The sequence below is a fragment of the Azospirillum sp. TSH20 genome (assembly GCF_003115935.1).
GTDB lineage: Bacteria > Pseudomonadota > Alphaproteobacteria > Azospirillales > Azospirillaceae > Azospirillum.
In genome coordinates this window covers 1-21,016 of sequence record NZ_LGQU01000051.1, presented here as the reverse complement: position 1 = coordinate 21,016, position 21,016 = coordinate 1, and the positions used below count along the sequence as shown (strand labels likewise).

Sequence of the window (21,016 nt, the reverse complement as noted above, 5' to 3'; positions counted from 1 at the left end):
CGTCCATGGCCGGGCCCGCCCTGTCGCTGTCGGACTGCCGCGTCCTGATCGTCGACGACAACGAATTCAACCGCAAATCCCTTGCCCTGGTGATCCGCCGCGCCGGCATCACCGACATCGCCTTCGCCGAGAATGGGCGGGAAGGGCTGGCGGCCGTCGACCGCTTCCGTCCCGACCTCGTCCTGCTCGACGTCGACATGCCGGTGATGAACGGCTGGCAGATGTGCGAGGCGCTGCGCCGCAACGCCACCCACGAAGAGCTTCCGGTGCTGTTCCAGACCGCGCTGGACAGCGACGAGGAGCAGGTGCGCTGTTTCGAGGCCGGCGGCAGCGACTTCATCTCCAAGCCGATCAAGCCGGGCGAATGCGTGGCCCGCGTCCGCCACCAGCTGGAGAAGCGCAAGCTGTTCGGCGACCTTGCCGCCTTCCGCGAGCGGGTCCAGCGCGAGCTGTCGCATGCCCGCGCCATGCAGACCTCGCTTCTGCCGGAGAACCGCCGGCTGGCCGAGGTGGCCGACCGCTATGGCCTGACGCTGGATGCGCATTTCGAGACGTCGTCGGAACTGGGCGGCGATTTCTGGGGCCTCTACCCGCTGGGCGACCGGCGGCTGGGGCTGCTGATGGTCGATTTCGCCGGGCACGGCATCACCGCGGCGATCAACACCTTCCGCCTGCACACGCTGATCGACCGCTTCCCGATGCAGCACATGGCGCCGTCGCAATGGCTGGTGCAGTTGAACTCCGCCCTGAAGGACGTGCTGCCGACGGGTCAGTTCGCCACCGCCTTCTTCGGCATCCTCGACCTTGCCATCGACACGCTGACCTTTGCCGCGGCCGGTTCGCCCAACCCGGTTCTGGGAACGCCGTCCGCCACCAGGGGGAACGCGCCGGATATCCGCCTGCTCGATTCGGCGGGGCTGGTGCTGGGCGCCTCGCGCCGGGCGCAGTATGTCGACCAGAGCCATCGCCTGCCGCGCGGCGGCTTCCTGTTCCTGTACAGCGACGCCCTGATCGAATGCGGTGGTGAGGAGTGCGGCCCGCTGGGGCAGGACGCGGTGCCCGACTTCGTCCGCGACGGGCTGGCCCGTGACCGCCAGCGTCCTCTGCGCCCGATGATGGACAGCTTCTATGCCCGCACCAGCCTGCCGCTGCGCGACGACCTGACCGCCGTCTGGGTCGCCAGACGGGCGTGAGAGGGCGTGAGCTTTACGGCGCGAACTGCTCCTTCAGGATGCGTTCTTCGAAGTTCAGTTCGGGGTCGAACAGCAGGGTCAGGCCGACGTCGCGGCATTCCTGCACTTCGACCCGCAGGACCTCGCGCACCTCGGTGAAGTCGGCGACGGCGCTGACCGGGCGCTTGGTCTCCTCCAGCACGTCGAAGCAGATGCGGGCGGCATGGGGAAGCAGGGCGCCACGCCAGCGCCGCGGGCGGAAGGCGCTGATCGGGGTCAGGGCCAGCACGCCGGCGTTCAGCGGCACGATCGGGCCATGGGCCGACAGATTGTAGGCGGTGCTGCCGGCCGGCGTCGCTACCAGCGCGCCGTCGCAGATCAGCTCCGGCAGCCGGACCACCCCGTCGATGGTGATGCGCAGCTTCGCCGCCTGCCGCGTCTCGCGCAGCAGCGATACCTCGTTGATGCCCAGCGCCTCCACCCGCTCGCCGTTGACCCGTGTGGCCACCATGCGCAGCGGGTGCAGGCGGACATGCTGGGACGCGACGATGCGCTCCGCCAGATCCTCCTCGCGGTAGACATTCAGCAGGAAGCCGACCGACCCGCGGTTCATGCCGTAGACCGGCGTCGGCCGCTGGCGGTTGCGGGTCAGCGCCCGGTGCAGCGTTTCCAGCAGGAAGCCGTCGCCGCCCAGCGCGACGATCACGTCGGCCTCGTCCGCCGTGGCGTTGCCGTAGCGGTGGACCAGCCGGGTACGGGCCGCCCGCGCCTCCTCCGTATCGGCGCAGGCGAAAGCGATGCGCAGCGCGTCGGGCGCGGGCATCAGCGGCGCCTGCGCGTCGGCGGAGTGGGGAAGGGCGGGCGCAGCGGCGGACTGCATGGCGACGGGATCGGTCATGCCGCGACCATAGCGCAGTCCGGCAGTCGCGCAAAAGTATCGCGCGATGACGAGGCGATGCAAAAGAGCGCATCCATCTGTCGCACAACGAAAAAGGGGACCGCGGACGGCCCCCTTTTTTACGATATGGAACGGATCGGCCGAGGTTACTCGACCATCTCCGACACCATCTCCTCGTCATCGTCGCCGGAGGTGCGCTTCGGCCGGTTGCCTTCGGCATAGTCGAAGGCCGGCTTGTCGTCCTTGACGGTGACCTTGACCAGACCGCCCTTGCTGAGCTTGCCGAACAGCAGCTCTTCCGCCAGCGGCTTCTTGATGTACTCCTGGATCACGCGGCCAAGCGGGCGGGCGCCATAGAGCGGATCGTAGCCCTTCTTGCCCAGCCACTCGCGCGCCTCTTCGTTCAGCTCGATGGACACGCCGCGGTCTTCCAGCTGCGCTTCCATCTGCATGATGAACTTGTCGACGACGCGGTTGATCACCTCCTGCGTCAGCGGCGCGAACGGGATGATCGCGTCGAGACGGTTGCGGAACTCCGGCGTGAACATCTTCTCGACCGCTTCGATGTCCTCGCCGACCCGGCGGTCACGCTCGAAGCCGATGGCGGGCTTGGCCATGTCGGCGGCCCCGGCGTTCGAAGTCATGATCAGGATGACGTTGCGGAAATCGACGATCTTGCCGTTGTGGTCGGTCAGCTTGCCGTGGTCCATGATCTGCAACAGAATGTTGAACAGATCCGGATGGGCCTTCTCGATCTCGTCCAGCAGCAGGACGCAGTGCGGGTGCTGGTCGATGGCGTCGGTCAGCATGCCGCCCTGGTCGAAGCCGACATAGCCCGGCGGGGCGCCGATCAGGCGCGACACCGTGTGCCGCTCCATGTACTCGGACATGTCGAAGCGGGTCAGTTCGATGCCGAGAGTCATGGCGAGCTGGCGGGCCACCTCGGTCTTGCCGACACCGGTCGGGCCGGTGAACAGGTAGTTGCCGATGGGCTTCTCCGGCTCGCGCAGGCCGGCACGGGCCAGCTTGATCGCGGAGACCAGCGCGTCGATCGCCTTGTTCTGGCCGAAGACCATGGTCTTCAGGTCGCGCTCCAGGTTCAGGAGCGTTTCCTTGTCGTCGCGGCTGACCGACTTCGGCGGGATGCGGGCGATCTTGGCGACCACCGCCTCCACGTCCTTCACGCCGATCTTCTTGCGGCGCTTGTTCTCCGGCAGCAGCATCTGCGCCGCACCGACCTCGTCAATGATGTCAATGGCTTTGTCGGGCAGCTTGCGGTCGCCGATATACTTGGCCGACAGCTCCACCGCGACGCGGATGGCGTCGTTGGTGTAGGTGACCTTGTGGTGCTTCTCGTAGTAGGGCTTCAGGCCTTGCAGGATCTTGATCGCATCCTCGACCGACGGCTCGTTGACGTCGATCTTCTGGAAGCGGCGGACCAGCGCCCGGTCCTTCTCGAAGTAGCTGCGGTATTCCTTGTAGGTGGTCGACCCGATGCAGCGCAGCGAACCGGAGGCCAGGGCCGGCTTCAGCAGGTTCGAGGCATCCATCGCCCCGCCCGAGGTGGCGCCGGCGCCGATCACCGTGTGGATTTCGTCGATGAAGAGGATTGCCCCCTCCGTCGCCTCAAGCTCCGACACGACGGCCTTCAGCCGCTCCTCGAAATCGCCGCGATAGCGGGTGCCGGCCAGCAGCGAGCCCATGTCGAGCGCGAAGATGGTGGCGTTGCGCAGCACCTCCGGCACTTCCTGCTGGACGATGCGGCGGGCGAGGCCCTCGGCGATGGCGGTCTTGCCCACACCGGGGTCGCCGACGTAGAGCGGGTTGTTCTTCGACCGCCGGCACAGGATCTGGATGGTCCGTTCGACCTCCTGCTCCCGGCCGATCAGCGGATCGATCTTCCCGCCGGACGCCTTCTTGTTCAGGTTGACACAATACGCCTCTAGCGCTTCGCTGCCTTTTTTCACGACCTTCTCCGCCGCCGCCTCGTCGTCAGCGCCCGAGACACGCTTTGTTTCCGAGCGGCCCGGAGCCTTCGCGATTCCGTGAGAGATGTAGTTGACCGCGTCGAACCGGGTCATCTCCTGCTCCTGCAGGAAATAGACTGCGTGGCTCTCGCGTTCAGAGAACAAGGCAACGAGCACATTTGCTCCCGTCACCTCCTCACGTCCCGACGACTGGACGTGGATGGCCGCACGCTGCAGAACCCGTTGGAAACCAGCCGTCGGCTTGGCATCATCAGGCCTGTTCGTGATAAGGTTCGCCAGTTCGTTGTCGAGGTAATCCGACAGTTCCGCGCGCAGACGGTCGAGGTCGATCCCGCAAGCGCGCAAGACGGCGGTAGCATCGGAGTCTTCGGTCAACGCGAGCAGAAGATGTTCGAGCGTCGCGTATTCATGCCTGCGCTCGTTCGCGTGGGCCAGGGCTCGGTGCAGCGTCTGTTCCAGGTTACGCGACAGCATGTGTGGGTCTAATCCTTTTCTAACGTGCATTGCAGCGGATGCTGGTGCTGGCGCGCAAAGTCCATCACCTGCGTGACTTTCGTCTCCGCCACCTCGTAGGTGAACACGCCGCACAACCCCACACCCCGCCGGTGCACATGCAGCATGATCTGGGTCGCTTCCTCCCGCGATTTGCTGAAGAAGCGTTCGAGAACGAGAACGACGAACTCCATCGGAGTATAATCGTCGTTCAACATCAAGACCTTATACATCGACGGCTTTTTGGTCTTTGGCTTGGCCTTTACGACCACGCCGCTGTTCGTGCCGTCGTTGCCCTGCTTGTCAGAGTCGGCCATGGTCCCAGTCGAATGTCATCGCGATGCACTGTCACTGTGAATGATATGGTCATTTCGGGCGCGGTGGGAAGGGGCCGTTTTCGGTCTCTCTCCATTTGGCAGACCCTCCTTTGGTCCGGTCGGCCGTCCGATACCCCGAATTAGGAGACACCCCTTCCGGTTGGGCCGCAATCGGCGGGAAACCCTAAGCCTTTGTGCGGTATCGCGAGGGCAGGGGGCCAGGGCAGGGGGGCTTCCGGACGCAAAACGGCCCGGCACCCCTGTGCGGGATGCCGGGCCGCTGCGATGCGGTCGGTCAGGTGGGCATGGGACGCCCGCCGGTCAAGCCGGGAGGATCAAATCCCGGCCCGTGGGCGCCGGTCAGGCGGCGACCTGCTTCTTCGACAGGACCTCGACCGTGGCGTTGACGCGGGCGCTCAGCGGAGCCAGCGCCTCGTTGGCGACCTTGACGGTCAGCTCATGCAGCTTGGTGCTCTCGGACACGAAGGCGTCGAGGCTGGCCTTGGTGTAGGCCTTCTGCAGTTCGACCAGTTCCTGGATCGTCTTCACCGCCAGCATGGACTTGGCGTTCGACACGCCCTTCTCCAGCGAGGACTGGGTGAAGGCGGCGACCTGCTTGCCGGCCTCTTCCGCGCCCTTGGCGACGACGGTGCCGGACTGCACGAACGCGTCGACATTCCCCTTGGTGAGGGCGGTCAGCTCCTCATAGCCCTTCATCACCTGGGCGGAGGCCTTTTCCATCTGCTCCTGCTGGGCCTTCACGAGGCCTTCCAGGTTCTGCTTGGCGGTGGCGATGGCGTCTTCGACGGACTTGGTGACGGCGGCGATCTGGTCGGACATGGCTATGCTCCTCGCGCTCTCTCAGGGGTCAACCGCGCGGCCCCGACGATGCGGCGACCGGGCGCGGAGTGGGTTGAGGCCCTCGGACCCCGAAGGACCGGGCGCCCGAGATATGCTGCACTGCAACATGAGCAGAATGTAAGGAACCCCGGGCGCGGAGTCAATGGGTATTGTGCACTGCACAAAAGCCGCGGGCGTGCATCGGACGGAACCCGGAACGCAATACGGCCCGGCAACCGCGTGGTGGTTGCCGGGCCGTTTGCGGGGCCGGGGTCCATGGCTGAACCCCGGCCGTCAGGTCGCGTCCGATCGGGCCGATCAGGCGGCGAGCGGCTTGGAGAAGGTCTCCACCGTCGCGGTGACGCGGGCGTTCAGCGGGGCCAGCGCCTCGTTGGTGACCTTGGTGGTCAGCTCCTGCAGGCGGCTGGTCTCGGCCAGCATCGCGTCGAAGCTCGACTTCAGGAAATCGTTCTGCAGCTCAACCACTTCCTGCAGGGACTTGGCGGTCAGCAGGGCCTTGCCGGTGGTGATGGACTTGTCCAGCGCCGACTGGCCATAGGCGACCACCTCGCGGCCCAGATCCTCGGCGCCCTTGGCGGCGATGGTGCTGCTGGCGATCAGCGCCTCGACATTGGCCTTGCCAGTGGCCTGCAGGTCCTCATAGCTCTTCAGCAGCTGGGCGGCGGTCTTCTCGAACTGCTCCTTGGCGGCGGTCGCGGTCTGCTCGAACTGCTTGACCGTCTGCTCCTGGCCGGCCTTCACCAGACCCTCGTACTGCTCCTTGGCCTGGGCGGCGACGGTCTCGAGCGATTTCGGCGTAAACTGGTTCATGACGCGCGTTCCTTCCTGGCTGATGCCGGCGTATGGAGAGTGGGCCCGCCCGCCGCAAAGCGTGGCGCGGAGCCGGCCGGCAGCGGTGTGCGTTGCATTTTTACGTTGTGCAGCCGTTGTCACGGTTTTCCAGGCGACCCCAGGTCAGCCCCGAAAATGCTGCACTGCAATATAAGGATTTTATGGGCTAGACACTGCGCGGTGTCAACAGTCCGTTCGGCAGGTATGCGGCTTACTCCGTTGTGCCGAACTTACCCCGAAAGCGTGAAATTCCCATGACACCATAGACGCCTTCGTTGTGGGCGGAGGCGGCGGTCGCGGAAGCGGCGGCAAGTCTTCGGCGGAGACTGTCCTTAACGAAGACTTTACCGGCGCTGGGACAAGTGTAGCGTGGCCGTGGAGGGGATTCGCCTCGGCCATTGGTCAGGTGCGGCGCTTGGACGCGGCGCACAGGGCCATCCCTTCGTCAGGCCGCATCTTCGGGACCATTTCGACCATGACCTATTGCCTTGGCATCAAGACCCGCGACGGCCTGATCGGTCTGTCGGACGGCCGGATCACCAGCGGATCGCAACTGTCGTCGGCCCGCAAGGTGACGATGATGGGCAGCGGCGGCGACCGCTTCTTCATCATGAACTCCGGCCTGCGCAGCGTCCGCGACAAGACGCTGGCCTATCTGCGCCGCGACATGCAGAAGCGCCGGGGCGAGGCCTATGCCACCATGCTTGACGCGGTGTCGGCCTTCACCACCTGCCTGCGGCAGGTCGCCGCGGAGGACCGGGAGTCGCTGGAGGCGTCCAAGCTGCACTTCAACCTGCACGCCATCATCGGCGGCCAGCTGGCCGAGGACCGCGAACCCTTCATGTTCCTGGTCTATCCGGAGGGCAACTGGATCGAGGTGGACGAACGCACGCCCTACCTGTCGATCGGCGCCACCGCCTATGGCAAGCCGATCCTGGACCGCGCGCTGACCTACGGCACCGACATGCAGACGGCGCTGAAGCTGGCCTATCTGTCCTTCGACAGCACCCGCTTCTCCACCAACGACGTCGGCTTCCCCATCGACATGGTGTCCTACCATGCGGAGTCGCGCAGCTGGCGCCAGTCGAACTACGACTATGACGATCTCAGCGAACAGCGCCAGTGGTGGAACCGCAACCTGACGGAACTGGCCCGCCGCATGCCGGACGGCCCGTGGGTCGAGACGCTGGTCCCGGAAGAGATGCGCCCGCGCCAGCCGGCCGAAGAGGCGGTCTGACAGGCGGCCCGAAAGGACGTGGCCTGACTGGCGATCAGTTTCCCGGAAGGGCGCTCAGCAGCAGCGCCCCGAAGGGGGCGGTCGGGCCAACCAGCCCGTAGTGGCCCAATCCATCCCGGCCGACCTGAATCTCGAAGAACACCCCGCCGTCGGCCAGTTGGCCGGAGGAGGGCAGGGTGCGTGGCGCATCGTCGGGGTCCGGCAGGCCGGGGAAGGCGACGCCGGTCGGGTCGAGTCCGCGCAGAAGTTCCGGGAAGCGGGCGTCGGTGAAGCGGCTGGACGGGTAGGGAAAGGCGGTGAAGAACCACTGGCCGGCACGGCAGCCGTTGATCAGCCAATAGAAACCGTTGGACGGCAGCCGCAGCCCCTGGGGAGGCGGGTCGAACGCCCCGTCGTCGCGCAGACGGCCGATGAAGTTGTCATATTGCGCCGCGGTCAGCTGCAGGGTCGCCGTGCGGCCGCGCGCCGCGGAGAACGGGTCGGTCAGCGTCATGCGGGCGAGGTCGGTCGCCTCGATCACATGCGCCTCCACCGCCGCGCCGCCGCGGTCGGGATCGCCGACGACGTCATAGGTGCGCACGTGCCGATTGTAGTCGGCGTTGAAGATCAGGCGGAAGCGGTCGGCGCCGTCCTTGCCGCAGCGCGACCGCAGATCGTCGCCATTGAGATAGCTGAACCAGGTCAGCTTGCGCGCCAGCGGATTGTCGGTCGGTCCCACCGAGCCGCAGCCGGCGAGCGCCAGCAGGGAGGCGGCCATGGCCGCCGCCATCGCCCCCCGGGCAAAACGCCGGGCCAGGCCATGGCGGAAAAGGGTGGCCGGAACGGTTCTTTGATGACCACGACTCATTGTCGCTTGCCTCGCGTCTGCGGCCCCTGGTAGGTGGAGAAGAAAGGGCGCCGCGGCAAGCCCCGGATGGCGGGCTTCGGCCTGTCGGATGGCGCCGGTAACCCGTCTGCCCCCTGCCGTAACCCTTCCGCCGTGCCGTGTCCGCCTTTCCATTCCCTCGTCATGCAGGACCCGCAATTTTGGCCACAGAAACTGCGAAAAGCCAAAGCAGTAAATTAACGAATTCATGCTAGACACTGATTTCGCACGAATTTACCATTGAACCAAGCACCAGTATCTAGCGGTTGGCGGGGCCATCATGAGTGTAACGCGCAACACCGTTCGTAACGGATTGTTTCCGTTCGCCTTTCGCGCGGCGGACACGAACGGGGGGCGGAGTTCGGCGGGTGTGGGTCGCCATTTGTTCGCGGCCGCCGCGCTGCTGGGCATGGTGGCCGCCGGAGCCGGCCTGTCCGCCGCCGAGGCGCTGGCGGCAAAGGCCGCGGCCATCGTCGTCGATGCCCGGACCGGGCAGGTGCTGATCGACCAGGATGCCGACGCGATCACCTATCCGGCGTCCCTGACCAAGATGATGACCCTGTACCTGACCTTCGATGCGCTGGATGACGGTCGCCTGACCCTCGACCAGCAATTGCCGGTCTCGTCCTGGGCGGAGAGCATGTCGCCGACCAAGCTGGGCCTGCGCGCCGGCCAGACCCTGAAGGTGGAGACGGCGATCCTCGGCCTCGTCACCAAGTCGGCCAACGACGCCGCGGTGGTGCTGGCGGAGGCGCTGGGCGGCACCGAGTCGCGCTTTGCGGAGATGATGACGCGTAAGGCCCGTGAAATCGGCATGCGCCACACCGTCTACCGCAACGCCTCCGGCCTGCCGAACATGGAGCAGGTGACGACCGCCCGCGACTACGCGATGCTGTCCCGCGCGCTGATGCGCGACCATGCCAAGTACTATCCCTATTTCAGCCGCCGCAACTTCGCATATGGCGGCCGCACCCTGGCCAACCACAATCACCTGATGTCCCGCTACGAGGGGATGGACGGCATCAAGACCGGCTATACCGTCGCGTCCGGCTTCAACCTCGCCGCCTCGGCGGTGCGGGACGGGCGGCGTCTGGTCGGCGTGGTGATGGGCGGCAAGTCGGCCGTGTCGCGCGACAACAAGATGGCGGCCCTGCTCGATCAGGCCTTCGGCCGGCCCAGCCGGGGCAACGAGGACGCGCCGGTGATGGCGAGCCTCGACACCACCCGCTCCGACGCCACCGACGGCGAGGGGGATGATGATGAAGAGCCGGTGGTGAAGGCCAAGCCGGTCCGCGCCTCCCTGCAGACGGCAGCGATCCCGGTCGCGGCTCCGAAGGAAGAGAAGGCGAGCCGCGGCAGCGCCTCTTCGCATTGGGGTGTCCAGGTCGGTGCCTTCTCCAGCAAGGCGGCCGGCAACAAGGCGGTGAGCCAGGCGGTCAAGCAGGCGCCGTTCCTGCTGCGGACGGCCAAGCCCAGCGTCGTGCAGGCGAAGACCGGCAAGGAGACCGTCTATCGTGCCCGCCTGACCGGGTTGGACGAAAAGGACGCCCGCAAGGCCTGCGCCGTTCTGACCAAGCACGGCCACCACTGCGTCGCCGTGTCGCCGGGCGAGCGGGGCTGACGACGGCAGCCGCGGGCGGCCGGGCTCAGTCCTGCGCCGCGGCGGCGCTCCGCTTCAGGAACCCGATGGCCGGCGCCAGCGTGCCGGCCAATTCCTCGGCCAACTGCGCCTGATCGGTGCCCGGCCGCTCCAGGCCGGCTTCCAGGGCACGGGCCGCCCGGCGCAAGGCCAGACAACCATATTGGCCCGACACGCCGGCGATCTTGTGGGCCATCGCCCCGGCCGTTGTCCGGTCCCCCTCCTTCAACGCCGCGGCCAGCGCCTTCCCATGCTGGTCCAGAACCGCGGCCGTCCGGTCGAGCAGTTCGGCGGCGCGGGCGGCGGGCAGCATCTCCCGCATCGTTCTGATCGCCCCCTCATCGAAGGCCGGCCCGGTTGACGGTGGTGCGGCTTGCGGCCCGTCTCCCGGCATCAAGGACAAGGCGTCCAGTCGCAGCGGCTTGGTCAGCATGCCGTCGGCGCCGCTGTCGGTGCAGCGGGCGCGTCCTTGCGCGGTGGCGCTGGCGGTCAGCATGAGAATGCGCGGGGCGGCGCCGTTCGGCTGCCGGCGGATGGCGCGCACCGCCTCGTCGCCGGGCAGGCCGGGCAGGTCCAGATCCATCAGGATCAGGTCGAAACCGCCCTGCGCAGCCGCCGCGACGGCAGCCGGTCCATCTTCCACCGCCACCACCCGATGGCCGGCACGTTCCAGCAGGGCGCGGGCGGCAAGGCGGGTAACCGTCTCGTCCTCCGCCAGCAGGATCTGCAAGGGCTGTGCTTCGCCCGTCCGGTCCGCCGTCATGCCGATCCGCTCTCCCTGGTTGATATGATCGCTCACTCTACCCGGTTTCGCGTCGTGGCGCACCGGTAAGGTCAGGGGAGCGGCGGGATCACACCGTGGGCGAGGCCTGGGTGAACATCGGATCCTCGATCCGGTGCAGGCGCCCGGCGCCGGTCATCGCGGCGCGCAGCAGCAGGGTCTTGCGGCGGGCAGCGGCCAGCTTGGCGACCGGCGCCTCGCGCAGGACCTCCGCGCCATAGGCGTCGGCAACCATCAGCCCGCAATCCTCCGGGATCAGTTCGGTCGGGAACCCGTCGTCGACGGCAAAATAGAAGGCGTCGCACCAGTCGCGATACTCCTGCCATTTCTGGTCGGAGCGGAAATCGGGAACGCCGCTCTTCACTTCGACGATCAGGATGCTGCCGGCCTCGTCGATGGCAAGAACGTCGGCCCGCCGGCCGCTCGCCAGCCGGAATTCGGTCAGGGTCGCATAGCCGCGCAACGCCAGCGCCCGCCGCACGCCACGGAAGATCGGCGGCGCACCCCCGGCCGGGAGGCCGGAGCCGCTGTCGGATACCGGAACGGCAAAATCGTCGCTCATGGCGCGGTGCCACCATCGAAATAGGAACGGGTAGGGAACATGGCCCCACAATGACCGGTCCGCGCGTCGTCGCCAAGGGGCAAAAGTATGGCTGGTCGCGATCAGGCCATCCCAATCAGGCCGCCCCAATCAGGCCACCCGAGTCAGCTTGGCAGAATGACCGGGGGCAGGGGGGCCGGACGGCAGCGGTCGCGCGGCAGGCTGCGCTCGGCGGGGAAGACCAGCACCGCCGCAGTACCGACCCCCGGCTGGCTGGTCAGCTCCAGCCGTCCGCCATGCATCTCAACCAGCCGCTTGACGATCGGCAGCCCCAGCCCGGTCCCACGGGAGTTGCGGGCGATGGTGGAGTCCGACGGCTCGAAGGGGTGGAGGATGTGCGGAAGGTCGGCGGTCGGGATGCCGACGCCGGTGTCGGCCACCATCAGCCCGAGCCCGCCGTCGGGCATGAGATTCACGGTCAACACCACTTCACCGCTGGGACGGGTGTGGGTGACGGCGTTCGACAGCAGGTTGGTCAGCATCTGGGTCAGCGCCTGGGCGTCGCCCCGCAGCAACGGCAGGCCGGCCGGCACCTCCCGGCGCATGCGGACGTCGCCTTCCGCCGCCGCCTCCTGCAGGGCGGAAAAGACCCGCAGCGACAGCGTGTCCAGATCCACCCCGTCCTCCGCCAGCGGCATCCCGCCGCTGTCCAGGCGCGACAGCTCCAGAATGTCGTCGATCAGCGCCAGCAGGTGGGTGCCGGCATCGCGGATGTCGCCGGCATAGCTGCGGTAACGTGGATTGCCGAGCGGCCCGAACGGCTCAGACAGCAGCATTTCCGAGAAGCCCAGCACCGCATTCAGCGGCGTGCGCAGCTCGTGGCTCATCTGGGCCAGGAAGGCGCTCTTGGCGCGGCTGGCGCTTTCCGCTTCCGCACGGGCGGCGCGTGCCTCCGTCTCGCGGATGCGCAGCCGCTCCTCGTTCAGCTTCAGCGTGGTGACGTCGGTGTAATGGACCAGCACGCCGCCCGGCACCGCATGTTCGCGGCTGAGCAGCCAGCGCCCGTCGGGCAGCGGCACCACCACCGGCGGCTCCTGGCGGCGATGGCGCTCCAGCCGGGCCGTCATCCAGACCGCTCGCTCCTCGTCGGTGGTCAGGCGCGGATCGGCCAGGGCGAAGCCGCGGGCCAGATCCTCGAACGGCACGCCGGGAACCAGCCGGTCGGCCAGGGTGGGCAGGTCCTTCTTCAGCCGGCCGTTGGCGTGGACCAGACGGTCCGCGTGATCGAACAGGGCGAAGCTCTCGGCGCTGTGTTCCAGCGCCGCGGTCAGGCTTTCGGCCAGCGCCTCCGCCACGGACGGGTTCTCGGGGCCGAGATCGGTCAGGATGGCGCACAGGCCGCCGGGGGCCGGTCCGGCAGCAACCCGCCAGCGCACCGGCGTCGTCCCGCGCCGGGCGGCGACGGTGCGCTCCACCGGGCCATGCAGGGCATCGGCCAATGCGGCGAACAGTCCGGGGCAGGCGGCATCGGTGCCACTCCCGCGCAGCCGCTTGCCGGTCAGCGGAGCGACGCCCAGCAGCCGCTCCGCCGCCGGGTTGGCCGACTGCCATTCCAGGTCCGTCAGCGCGCCGGTGCAATCGGTGTGCGTTTTGAAGAGCGCAACGGCGTCCGGCAGTTGCAGCATGGCGAACAGCAGCGGATCGATCGACGGGAATTCCCCGGCAACGGCCCTGTCGTGCCCACCATCGGCACAAGTCTGCGTGTCGCAATCCATTCCGCCATCATTGCAGACCATTCCTAAAAAACACTGAAGGCCCGGCTTGTGAGGTCAGCGAATATTTGTCGAATTGTAACAGGGGAGGCTGGCTGTTCAAGCAGTTCTGTGGATTTGCCGAAAAAGCAACGAAAGGTTTGATTGAGGATACCGCAGTGATCTTCGCGTGAAGTCTGCCGAATGGCGGGCTTTGCAACGGGCCGCGCCTTCCATAGTGTTGAGTCCCATCGGAGCATGAGGCATGGGATGCAGGTGTGACCGTGAACGGCAGCCAAGACGACGCCGGCGGTGCTGTGCCGGCCATTCTGGTGTTCGGAGCCAACGGACTGCTGGTCGATTGGACGCCCGCGGCAGCGGACCTGCCCGCGCTCGCCGGCCGCCTGATCGCCGGTCTGTCGGACGAGGATCTGTGTACCCACCTCTCCTCCGGCGCGGAATTGGGCGTGATGTCGACGGGCGAGATGCCAGGGGACGTGATGCCGGAGCACACGGTCCTGCCGCTTGCCAACGGCGGCGCGGTTTGGCGGTTCCAAGGTTCGCCTTCGTCATCGAATTCCCGCAATGCTGCGGCCTCGCCGATGGGCGATCCCGCCGGGCGCCTTTTCGCCGCCGCGAGCCACGACCTGCGCCAGCCTTTGGCGGCGCTGTCCCTGCTGATCGGCACGCTCGATGGCAGGCTGGGTGGCAGGCTTGATGGCCGGCAGGATCGCGACCTGCTGCGCTCGATGGCCCAGGCGGTGGAATCGATGCGCAGCATGGTCGACGGCCATTTCGACCTCGTCCGTCTTGAAAGCGGCCTCACCGAGCCGGACATCCGCACCCACGCGGTCAACGGCGTGCTGATGCGCCTCGCGCTGGAGGTGGCGCCGCGCTTTGCCGACCGTGGGCTGCGCTTCACCGTGATGCCCTGTTCCGCCATGGTGCGGACTGATTCGGCTTTGCTCGAACGTCTGCTGCATGGCCTGGTTGCCAATGCCCTGCGCGGGACGATCCGGGGCCGCGTGCTGCTGGGCTGCCGCACGCGCGGAGACCGTCTGCGCATCGAGCTGTGGGACAGCGGCCGTGGCCTGTCGCCGCAACGTCTGGCCTCCCTTCGGGCGGAACTGGCGAAGCAGGCCGGCGAAGGGGCGGGATCGCTGGGGCTGGACCTGACCCTGGTGCGCGGCCTTGCGCGGAAGCTTGGCCTCGGGCTGGAAGTCTGCGCCGAGGAGGGGCGGGGCACCGTCATCGCCGTCGTGGTTCCCCTGTCGGTCGAAACGGGCGCCGACGCGACCGATGCCTCCAGCCGGGAGGAGGCCGTCGCGGCCCCTGCGCCGGACAGCAGCACCGCCGACATCAGCCGCACCCGCATCCTGGTGATCGAGGACGACCCCATGGTGCTGGCCGCGCTGGAGGCGCTGCTGGGGCAATGGGGGTGCAGCGTCGTCGGGGCGGAGTCCTACGACATGGCCGTCGAACGGATCGGTCCGGCCCCGGAGCCCTTCGACCTCGTCATCTCCGATCTGCGGCTGAAGGGAGCGGCCAACGGCATCGTCGCCATCCGGCAGATCGCCAAGCTGTTCGACCGTCCCGTGCCTGGCATGATCCTGACCGGCGATACCGATCCCAAGCGCCTGCGCGAGGCGCGGTTGTCCGGGTACCCTCTGCTTCACAAGCCGGTCGCGCCGCTCGCCCTGCGTGCCGCCGTCGTCCGTCTGCTCGGACATGATCCCCTTTGATAACAAAGATCAAGTTTGGAAATCGGGTCTTCTGGAAAAACGTGTCGAATATATAGTGTCGGATCTTTCGGCCTCTGCTGCAGTGCAGTGACATTCCTGAAACAGAGGCGGGGGATGCGGCGAAATGCAACAAGGTTGCGACGTTTATTCGCAAGGCAAGCCCATTCTTCTCCTCCAATCGGCGGAGTGAACCCTTCCTTTGGTTTGATGGTGAACTTAAACATACCCATTTATGCTTTCGCTTCGTTATGATCCGGGTTGAGCAGCGACTGTTCGAACGGATGGGGTGGGGGGCGTTCGGATGAACCGGCGATATCGGGCGGGGGGAAGGACGGCAGCGCTGCCGGTGATCGTCATCGCCGGGCTGTTCCTGTCGCTATCGGCCTTTCTGTTGGTCCGCAGCGCGACAAGCCAAGCCGAACATGCCCTGGCCGACCGTCAGGCGATCCAGCTCCACGACGAGCTGAAGGCGAGCTTCGAGCATCAGAGCGTGCTGCTGCGTGCGCTCAGCGGTCCGTTGGCCGGCCCCGCCCCGGTGACGGATGCGAGCTTCGCGTCGGCGGCCGAACCCCTGCTGCCGCTTTATCCCAATCTGCGGGCGGTCGCCTGGGCCCGACGGATTTCCAAACGGAACGTGCCTCTGCTTGAGCGGGCGATGCGCTCGGCCGGCTACTCCTCGTTCGCGGTTCGCAATGCCGATGGGGGAAGCGGTCCGGAATACGGACGCGGTCCCGAATACGACACCGCCGGGATGGCAGCCGACCGGTTCGTCAACGTGCTGGCCGAACCACAATCCGCCGCCGGACTGATCGGCCTCGACATGGCCAGTCTTTCCGGCCAGCGCGACGTGCTGGTGCGGTCCTGCGCCGCCAATCGTCTGGTCGCGGCAGAAGGCGAGCCGTTGCGGGCGAATTTGGGCGAGAATTCCGTGCTGCTCTACCTGCCGGTCTATACCCGCGAAGTCGAAGACGATCCGGGCCGGCTGGTCGAGCCCATCGTCTGCGATCTGCTCACCGGTTTCCTGTGGACCAGTTTCGACATCGGGCAGTTGCTGCGGGATGCGGTGCGCCGGGTCGGCCTTTCCATCGGCGACGTCTATCTTCTGGAGCCGCCGGTCCGGCCGGATATGGGCGTGCCACGGATGCTGGCCGCCGAAGGGGCGATCGGCCGTCCCGGAGAGCTGCCCCATCCGCCGGTCGATCCCCTCACCGTCGAGCAGCTGACGGGAGACGCGGCGCCGCATGCCATCGTCCGCGACATCGCCTTTGCCGGGCGGGTGTGGCGGCTCTATGTGCTGCCGGACGCGGCGCGGCTGTTCAGCGCGGACGACCGGTTGGCCTGGACCATGCTGATCGGCGGGATTCTCCTGACCGCGGGTGTCGCGGCCTATGTCCTGCGGGAAGCGCGCACCAAGCGCCTGCTGCGGACCGAGGCGCGTGCCCGTGCCGCCATGGCCCGCGCCCTGCGCGAGAGCGAGGAACGCTTCCGGCTGGCGCTGCGCTATTCCAAGGTCACGTTGTTCAGCCAGGACTGTAACCTGAGGCATCTGTGGATCTATTGCCCACGCACCGACCTGCATCCGGAGCGGATGATCGGCCGGACCGATGCCGAGCTGTTCCCCGCGGACGAGGCGGCGCGGATGTCGGCCATCAAGCGGTCCGTGATCGAAAGCGGCATCGGCACCCGGTGCGAGCTGGAGGTGACCTATGGCGGCAGCCGGCGGGTGCTCGACCTGTCGGTGGAGCCGATGCGCGACGAAACCGGGGCGGTGGCCGGCGTCGTCTGCGCTGCCATCGACATGACGGAGTCGGTCGAGATCCGGGAGGCGCTGTCCCGCGCCCATGCCGATGCGGAGCGGGCCAATCAGGCGAAGAGCCGCTTCCTGGCCGCCGCCAGCCACGATCTCCGCCAGCCTTTCCAGGCGATGAGCCTGTTCCACCACATCCTGATGAGCAAGCTGGACGATCCCCAGCAGGTGGAGGTGGCGAACAAGCTGGGGGAGGCGCTGACCGCCGGCAACACGCTGCTGTCCACCCTGCTCGACACCTCCGCGCTGGAGGTCGGCAACGTCAAGCCGCGGGTGGCGGAATTCGACGTCCAGGACATCCTCGCCCGGTTGTCGGTCGAGATCGGCGATCAGGCGATCGACCGCGGGCTCCAGCTGCGGACCGTCGACTGTTCCGCCCGGGTGCAGAGCGATCCGATCCTGCTGGAGCGGATGGTCCGCAACCTGCTGGTCAACGCCCTGCGCTACACCACGGAGGGACGGATCCTGCTGGGCTGCCGGCGCCGGTCGGACGCCGATGGCGGGTTCCGCCTGTCCATCGAGGTGTGGGACACCGGCCCCGGCATCGCCGAGGCGGAAATGGCGGCGATCTTCGAGGATTTCTACCGCTGCGGCACCGATCAGCGCGACAGCGGCCGGGGACTGGGACTGGGGTTGTCCATCGTCCGCCGCATGTCCCAGATGCTGGACCATCCCGTCACCGTGCGGTCGCAGGTGGGGCGCGGCACCGTCTTCGCCGTCAGCGTGCCGCTGGTCGAGCAGCGCTGCCACTGCAGCGCCGCGGCGGAGTGAGCCGCCGCTCTCGCCTCCTGTCCTGGTTCCTCCATACCGCAGCGCGCAATGGTGGCAGTCCTGCCAGCGGGTCCGCTTTTCCCGTCCGTGTCCGCGCAAGTTTCGGTTATGCTGCGGCTGCTCACTGCACCGAAACGATCCCAGTAACCCAGCTGCAACAATAGCTTGGCGACTTTATTGATGTAGGTCATTGGGCCCCTTCGCCATAGGGGCTATTGCTTTCGCATAAGCACACTCCTTGGATAATCCTTGGAGGGCGAAGGTTCCGCTTCGACGGAACCCAACAAGACGGAGTCCGGCCCGTCGCCATGGCATGCCCCCGAAGGGCGCCGACGGCAATGGGAACCGGGCTTGGGGGGATACGGCCTGCCGCCGCGACGGATGCCCCGCCCCAATGGGGCATCCGTTCCGGTCACCGGCATTCGGGCTTCCGCCGCGATGAGGCGGGGTCCGTTGGTCGGGCGCCGCGATCCTTTTCAGGAGCATTCTAGTATGGACACCGCCATCGCCGCCCTCTCCGCCGCCCCGGCGGGTCGCAGCGGCCTCGTTCCGACCGGCAAGAACGGCAGCCCCATGATCGAAAACGTCACGTTCGAGGAAATCCACATCGGCCAGCAGGCCAGCCTGTCGCGCCGCCTGACCATGTCCGACATCGAGCTGTTCGCGACGGTGTCCGGCGACCTCAACCCGTCCCATGTCGACGAGGATTATGCCGTCGACCACAAGGTGGTCGGGCATGGCATGTGGTCGGGCTCGCTGATCTCCGCCGTTCTCGGCACCCTGCTGCCCGGCCCCGGCACCGTCTATGTCGGCCAGGATCTGCGGTTCGAGCGTCCGGTCCTGCTGGGCGACATCGTCACCGTGACGGTCACCGCCAAGTCCAAGGATGCGGTGCGCAAGACGGTCGTCTTCGACTGCCTCGCCGCCAACCAGGATGGCAAGACCGTCGCGACCGGCATCGCCGAGGTGATCGCCCCGACCGAGAAGGTGCGCCGCGCCGCCGCGGAGCTGCCGCAGGTGCAGGTGATCCGCCATGACGGCCACGAGCTGATGCTGAAGAAGTGCGAGTCGCTGCCGCCGGTGCCGACCGCCGTCGTCCATCCCTGCGACGAAAGCTCGCTGCGTGGCGCCGTCGAGGCGGCGGAGGCCAACCTGATCGACCCGGTGCTGGTCGGTCCGGAAGCCAAGATCCGCTCCATCGCCGACACGTACGGCCTGGACATCTCCCGCTACCGCATCGTCGACGTCGCCCACAGCCATGCCTCGGCCGAGACCGGCGTGCGGCTGGCCCGCACCGGCGAGTGCGAGGCGGTGATGAAGGGCAGCCTGCACACCGACGAGCTGATGGGCGAGGTGGTGCGGAAGGAGACCGGGCTGCGCACCGGCCGCCGCCTGAGCCACGTCTTCGTGATGAACGTCCCGACCTACCCGCGTCCGCTGCTGATCACCGATGCGGCGATCAACATCTACCCGACGCTGGAGGACAAGGTCAGCATCGTGCAGAACGCCATCGACCTCGCCAAGGTGCTGGGGACCGAGGTGCCGCGCGTCGCCATCCTGTCGGCGGTCGAGACCATCAACACCAAGATCGCCTCGACACTGGAAGCCGCCGCGCTGTGCAAGATGGCCGACCGCGGCCAGATCACCGGCGGCATCCTCGACGGCCCGCTGGCCTTCGACAACGCCATCAGCCGCGAGGCCGCCATCACCAAGGGCATCAAGTCCGAGGTGGCCGGGCAGGCCGACATCCTGCTCGTCCCCGACCTGGAGGCCGGCAACATGCTGGCCAAGCAGCTGTCCTTCCTGGCCCATGCGGACGCCGCCGGCATCGTGCTGGGCGCCCGTGTGCCGATCATCCTGACCAGCCGCGCCGACAATGTGCGCACCCGTCTGGCGTCCTGCGCCGTGGCCGTCCTGTCGGCCGCCGCCCGCCGCCGTGGCGCCACCGCCGCGGCCGAGTGAGAAAGCCAGACGTCATGTCCAACGCGATCCTCGTCATCAATGCCGGCTCCTCCAGCCTGAAATTCTCGGTGTTCCGGGATCATGGCGGCGGGGATCCGGTGGTCGCCATCAACGGTCAGATCTCGGGCATCGGCACCCAGCCGGTGTTCGAGGCCAAGGACGCCCAGCGCCGCCCGCTCGCCGAAAAGAGCTGGGGGGCGGGGGAGCCGAGCGACCGCACGGCCCTGCTGTCCTACCTGCTGGACTGGATCGAGGAACGGCTAGAGGGGGCGACGCTGATCGCCGCCGGTCACCGGGTGGTTCATGGCGGCGTCCGCCACGCCACCCCGGTGCTGCTGACCTCCGCCGTGCTGGATGAGCTGGACGGTCTGGTCCCGCTCGCCCCGCTGCACCAGCCGCACAACCTCGCCGCCATCCGCGCGCTGGCGGAGGCGCATCCGGAGCTGCCGCAGGTCGCCTGCTTCGACACCGCCTTCCACCGCAACCAGCCCTGGCAGGCACAGACCTTCGCCATCCCGCGGGAGCTGACGGAGGAGGGCGTGCGCCGTTATGGCTTCCACGGCCTGTCCTACGAGTACATCTCCCGCCGCCTGCCGGAAATCGCGCCGGAGCTGGGCGATTCGCGGGTGGTCGTCGCCCATCTCGGCAGCGGCGCCAGCATGTGCGCCATCCATGGCGGGCGCAGCGTCGACAGCACCATGGGCTTCACCGCCCTGGATGGCCTGCCGATGGGCACCCGCTGCGGCACCATCGATCCCGGCGTGCTGATCTACCTGATGCGCAAGGGCATGGATGCCGGCGCCATCGAAAAGCTGCTCTACAACAAGTCCGGCCTGCTCGGCGTGTCGGGCATCTCCAACGACATGCGCGCTCTGCTGGAGAGCCGCGACCCGCATGCGCAGGAGGCGGTGGAGCTGTTCTGCTTCCGCATCGCCAAGGAGACCGGCGCGCTTGCCGCCTCGATGGGCGGGGTGGATGCCGTGGTGTTCACCGCCGGCATCGGCGAACGCTCCGCCCCCGTGCGGGCGCGGGTCGGCGACAAGCTGGCCTGGATGGGCGTCGAGATCGACGCGGCGGCGAATGAGGCCAATGCGGCGAAGATTTCCACGTCGCGCAGCCGCCTGCCGGTCTTTGTCATCCCGACCGACGAGGAACGGATGATCGCGCTGCACACCCGCAAGGTGCTGACGGGGCGGTGAGTGTTTTTGGGGCGTTAGACCCCCACCCTAACCCTCCCCCGCTGGGCGGGGGAGGGGATACGCGCTTGTTCGGCAGAGTGGCGGCAGTCCCTCCCCCGCCCAGCTCTCGCACAAAGCTTTGCTTTGTGCTGACGCGGCAGGCGGACCGTAGGTCCGCTGAGA

General features: G+C 67.4%; 16 protein-coding genes. 7 read left to right on the top strand and 9 right to left on the bottom strand.

Annotation, left to right across the window (positions count from 1 at the left end; all coding sequences use genetic code 11):
- The first annotated feature begins 5 nt into the window (after nucleotides 1-5).
- The gene (locus TSH20_RS14840) at nucleotides 6-1,193 is read left to right on the top strand and encodes a fused response regulator/phosphatase (RefSeq protein ID WP_109075460.1); all 1,188 of its coding nucleotides are present in this window, start codon (nucleotides 6-8) and stop codon (nucleotides 1,191-1,193) included.
- Between the two features lie 13 nt (nucleotides 1,194-1,206).
- Here the strand turns inward: TSH20_RS14840 and TSH20_RS14835 are convergent, their stop codons facing one another.
- The 5 genes from TSH20_RS14835 to phaP all read right to left on the bottom strand — a co-directional run bounded on the left by TSH20_RS14835 (nucleotide 1,207) and on the right by phaP (nucleotide 6,538).
- Entirely contained in the window at nucleotides 1,207-1,995 is a 789-nt protein-coding gene (locus tag TSH20_RS14835) for an NAD kinase (RefSeq protein ID WP_109075483.1), read from the bottom strand.
- A 221-nt stretch (nucleotides 1,996-2,216) separates the two neighbouring features.
- Entirely contained in the window at nucleotides 2,217-4,532 is a 2,316-nt protein-coding gene (gene clpA, locus TSH20_RS14830) for an ATP-dependent Clp protease ATP-binding subunit ClpA (RefSeq protein ID WP_109075459.1), read from the bottom strand.
- Nucleotides 4,533-4,540: 8 nt separating this feature from the next.
- Nucleotides 4,541-4,867, bottom strand: coding sequence for an ATP-dependent Clp protease adapter ClpS (clpS, locus tag TSH20_RS14825; RefSeq protein WP_063633957.1), 327 nt, complete (start codon nucleotides 4,865-4,867; stop codon nucleotides 4,541-4,543).
- A gap of 360 nt (nucleotides 4,868-5,227) precedes the next feature.
- Nucleotides 5,228-5,707, bottom strand: a complete 480-nt coding sequence (locus tag TSH20_RS14820) for a phasin family protein (protein WP_109075458.1) — start codon at nucleotides 5,705-5,707, stop codon at nucleotides 5,228-5,230.
- 318 nt (nucleotides 5,708-6,025) lie between these two features.
- Nucleotides 6,026-6,538, bottom strand: coding sequence for a TIGR01841 family phasin (gene phaP, locus TSH20_RS14815; RefSeq protein ID WP_109075457.1), 513 nt, complete (start codon nucleotides 6,536-6,538; stop codon nucleotides 6,026-6,028).
- Between the two features lie 496 nt (nucleotides 6,539-7,034).
- Here phaP and TSH20_RS14810 point away from each other — a divergent pair, with 496 nt between their 5' ends.
- Nucleotides 7,035-7,796 (top strand): peptidase, encoded by a 762-nt coding sequence (locus TSH20_RS14810; RefSeq protein ID WP_109075456.1) that lies wholly within the window; start codon nucleotides 7,035-7,037, stop codon nucleotides 7,794-7,796.
- Between the two features lie 34 nt (nucleotides 7,797-7,830).
- Here the strand turns inward: TSH20_RS14810 and TSH20_RS14805 are convergent, their stop codons facing one another.
- Complete coding sequence (locus tag TSH20_RS14805) at nucleotides 7,831-8,553, bottom strand: hypothetical protein (RefSeq protein ID WP_109075455.1); 723 nt, start codon at nucleotides 8,551-8,553, stop codon at nucleotides 7,831-7,833.
- Nucleotides 8,554-9,031: 478 nt separating this feature from the next.
- Between TSH20_RS14805 and TSH20_RS14800 the strand changes: the two genes are divergently transcribed.
- Nucleotides 9,032-10,282, top strand: a complete 1,251-nt coding sequence (locus tag TSH20_RS14800) for a D-alanyl-D-alanine carboxypeptidase family protein (RefSeq protein ID WP_109075454.1) — start codon at nucleotides 9,032-9,034, stop codon at nucleotides 10,280-10,282.
- Between the two features lie 25 nt (nucleotides 10,283-10,307).
- On the opposite strand, the gene TSH20_RS14795 is transcribed toward TSH20_RS14800, so the two are convergent.
- The 3 genes from TSH20_RS14795 to TSH20_RS14785 form a co-directional block, all read right to left on the bottom strand.
- On the bottom strand, nucleotides 10,308-11,099 hold the full coding sequence (locus tag TSH20_RS14795) for a response regulator (protein WP_247871654.1): 792 nt from the start codon (nucleotides 11,097-11,099) through the stop codon (nucleotides 10,308-10,310).
- Nucleotides 11,100-11,151: 52 nt separating this feature from the next.
- The gene (locus TSH20_RS14790; RefSeq protein WP_109075452.1) at nucleotides 11,152-11,643 is read right to left on the bottom strand and encodes an MmcB family DNA repair protein; all 492 of its coding nucleotides are present in this window, start codon (nucleotides 11,641-11,643) and stop codon (nucleotides 11,152-11,154) included.
- 143 nt (nucleotides 11,644-11,786) lie between these two features.
- The gene (locus TSH20_RS14785; protein ID WP_247871655.1) at nucleotides 11,787-13,397 is read right to left on the bottom strand and encodes a PAS domain-containing sensor histidine kinase; all 1,611 of its coding nucleotides are present in this window, start codon (nucleotides 13,395-13,397) and stop codon (nucleotides 11,787-11,789) included.
- Between the two features lie 260 nt (nucleotides 13,398-13,657).
- Between TSH20_RS14785 and TSH20_RS14780 the strand changes: the two genes are divergently transcribed.
- From TSH20_RS14780 to TSH20_RS14765, 4 genes are all read left to right on the top strand, one after another.
- Nucleotides 13,658-15,115: a hybrid sensor histidine kinase/response regulator gene (locus TSH20_RS14780; protein WP_109075482.1), complete on the top strand. Its 1,458-nt coding sequence runs from the start codon at nucleotides 13,658-13,660 to the stop codon at nucleotides 15,113-15,115.
- Nucleotides 15,116-15,416: 301 nt separating this feature from the next.
- Nucleotides 15,417-17,693: an ATP-binding protein gene (locus TSH20_RS14775; protein WP_109075451.1), complete on the top strand. Its 2,277-nt coding sequence runs from the start codon at nucleotides 15,417-15,419 to the stop codon at nucleotides 17,691-17,693.
- A gap of 573 nt (nucleotides 17,694-18,266) precedes the next feature.
- Nucleotides 18,267-19,655, top strand: coding sequence for a bifunctional enoyl-CoA hydratase/phosphate acetyltransferase (locus TSH20_RS14770; RefSeq protein ID WP_109075480.1), 1,389 nt, complete (start codon nucleotides 18,267-18,269; stop codon nucleotides 19,653-19,655).
- A gap of 14 nt (nucleotides 19,656-19,669) precedes the next feature.
- A complete protein-coding gene (locus TSH20_RS14765) occupies nucleotides 19,670-20,854 on the top strand; it encodes an acetate/propionate family kinase (protein WP_109075450.1) in 1,185 nt (394 codons plus the stop codon).
- Nucleotides 20,855-21,016 lie beyond the last annotated feature (162 nt).

Coding starts and splice junctions, on each gene's coding strand:
- TSH20_RS14790 (WP_109075452.1), bottom strand. CDS start 11,643: ATGAGCGACGATTTTGCCGTTCCGGTATCCGACAGCGGCTCCGGCCTC.
- TSH20_RS14805 (WP_109075455.1), bottom strand. CDS start 8,553: ATGGCCGCCTCCCTGCTGGCGCTCGCCGGCTGCGGCTCGGTGGGACCG.
- phaP (WP_109075457.1), bottom strand. CDS start 6,538: ATGAACCAGTTTACGCCGAAATCGCTCGAGACCGTCGCCGCCCAGGCC.
- TSH20_RS14810 (WP_109075456.1), top strand. CDS start 7,035: ATGACCTATTGCCTTGGCATCAAGACCCGCGACGGCCTGATCGGTCTG.
- TSH20_RS14765 (WP_109075450.1), top strand. CDS start 19,670: ATGTCCAACGCGATCCTCGTCATCAATGCCGGCTCCTCCAGCCTGAAA.
- TSH20_RS14785 (WP_247871655.1), bottom strand. CDS start 13,397: ATGGATTGCGACACGCAGACTTGTGCCGATGGTGGGCACGACAGGGCC.
- clpA (WP_109075459.1), bottom strand. CDS start 4,532: ATGCTGTCGCGTAACCTGGAACAGACGCTGCACCGAGCCCTGGCCCAC.
- clpS (WP_063633957.1), bottom strand. CDS start 4,867: ATGGCCGACTCTGACAAGCAGGGCAACGACGGCACGAACAGCGGCGTG.
- TSH20_RS14770 (WP_109075480.1), top strand. CDS start 18,267: ATGATCGAAAACGTCACGTTCGAGGAAATCCACATCGGCCAGCAGGCC.
- TSH20_RS14835 (WP_109075483.1), bottom strand. CDS start 1,995: ATGCCCGCGCCCGACGCGCTGCGCATCGCTTTCGCCTGCGCCGATACG.
- TSH20_RS14775 (WP_109075451.1), top strand. CDS start 15,417: ATGAACCGGCGATATCGGGCGGGGGGAAGGACGGCAGCGCTGCCGGTG.
- TSH20_RS14840 (WP_109075460.1), top strand. CDS start 6: ATGGCCGGGCCCGCCCTGTCGCTGTCGGACTGCCGCGTCCTGATCGTC.
- TSH20_RS14820 (WP_109075458.1), bottom strand. CDS start 5,707: ATGTCCGACCAGATCGCCGCCGTCACCAAGTCCGTCGAAGACGCCATC.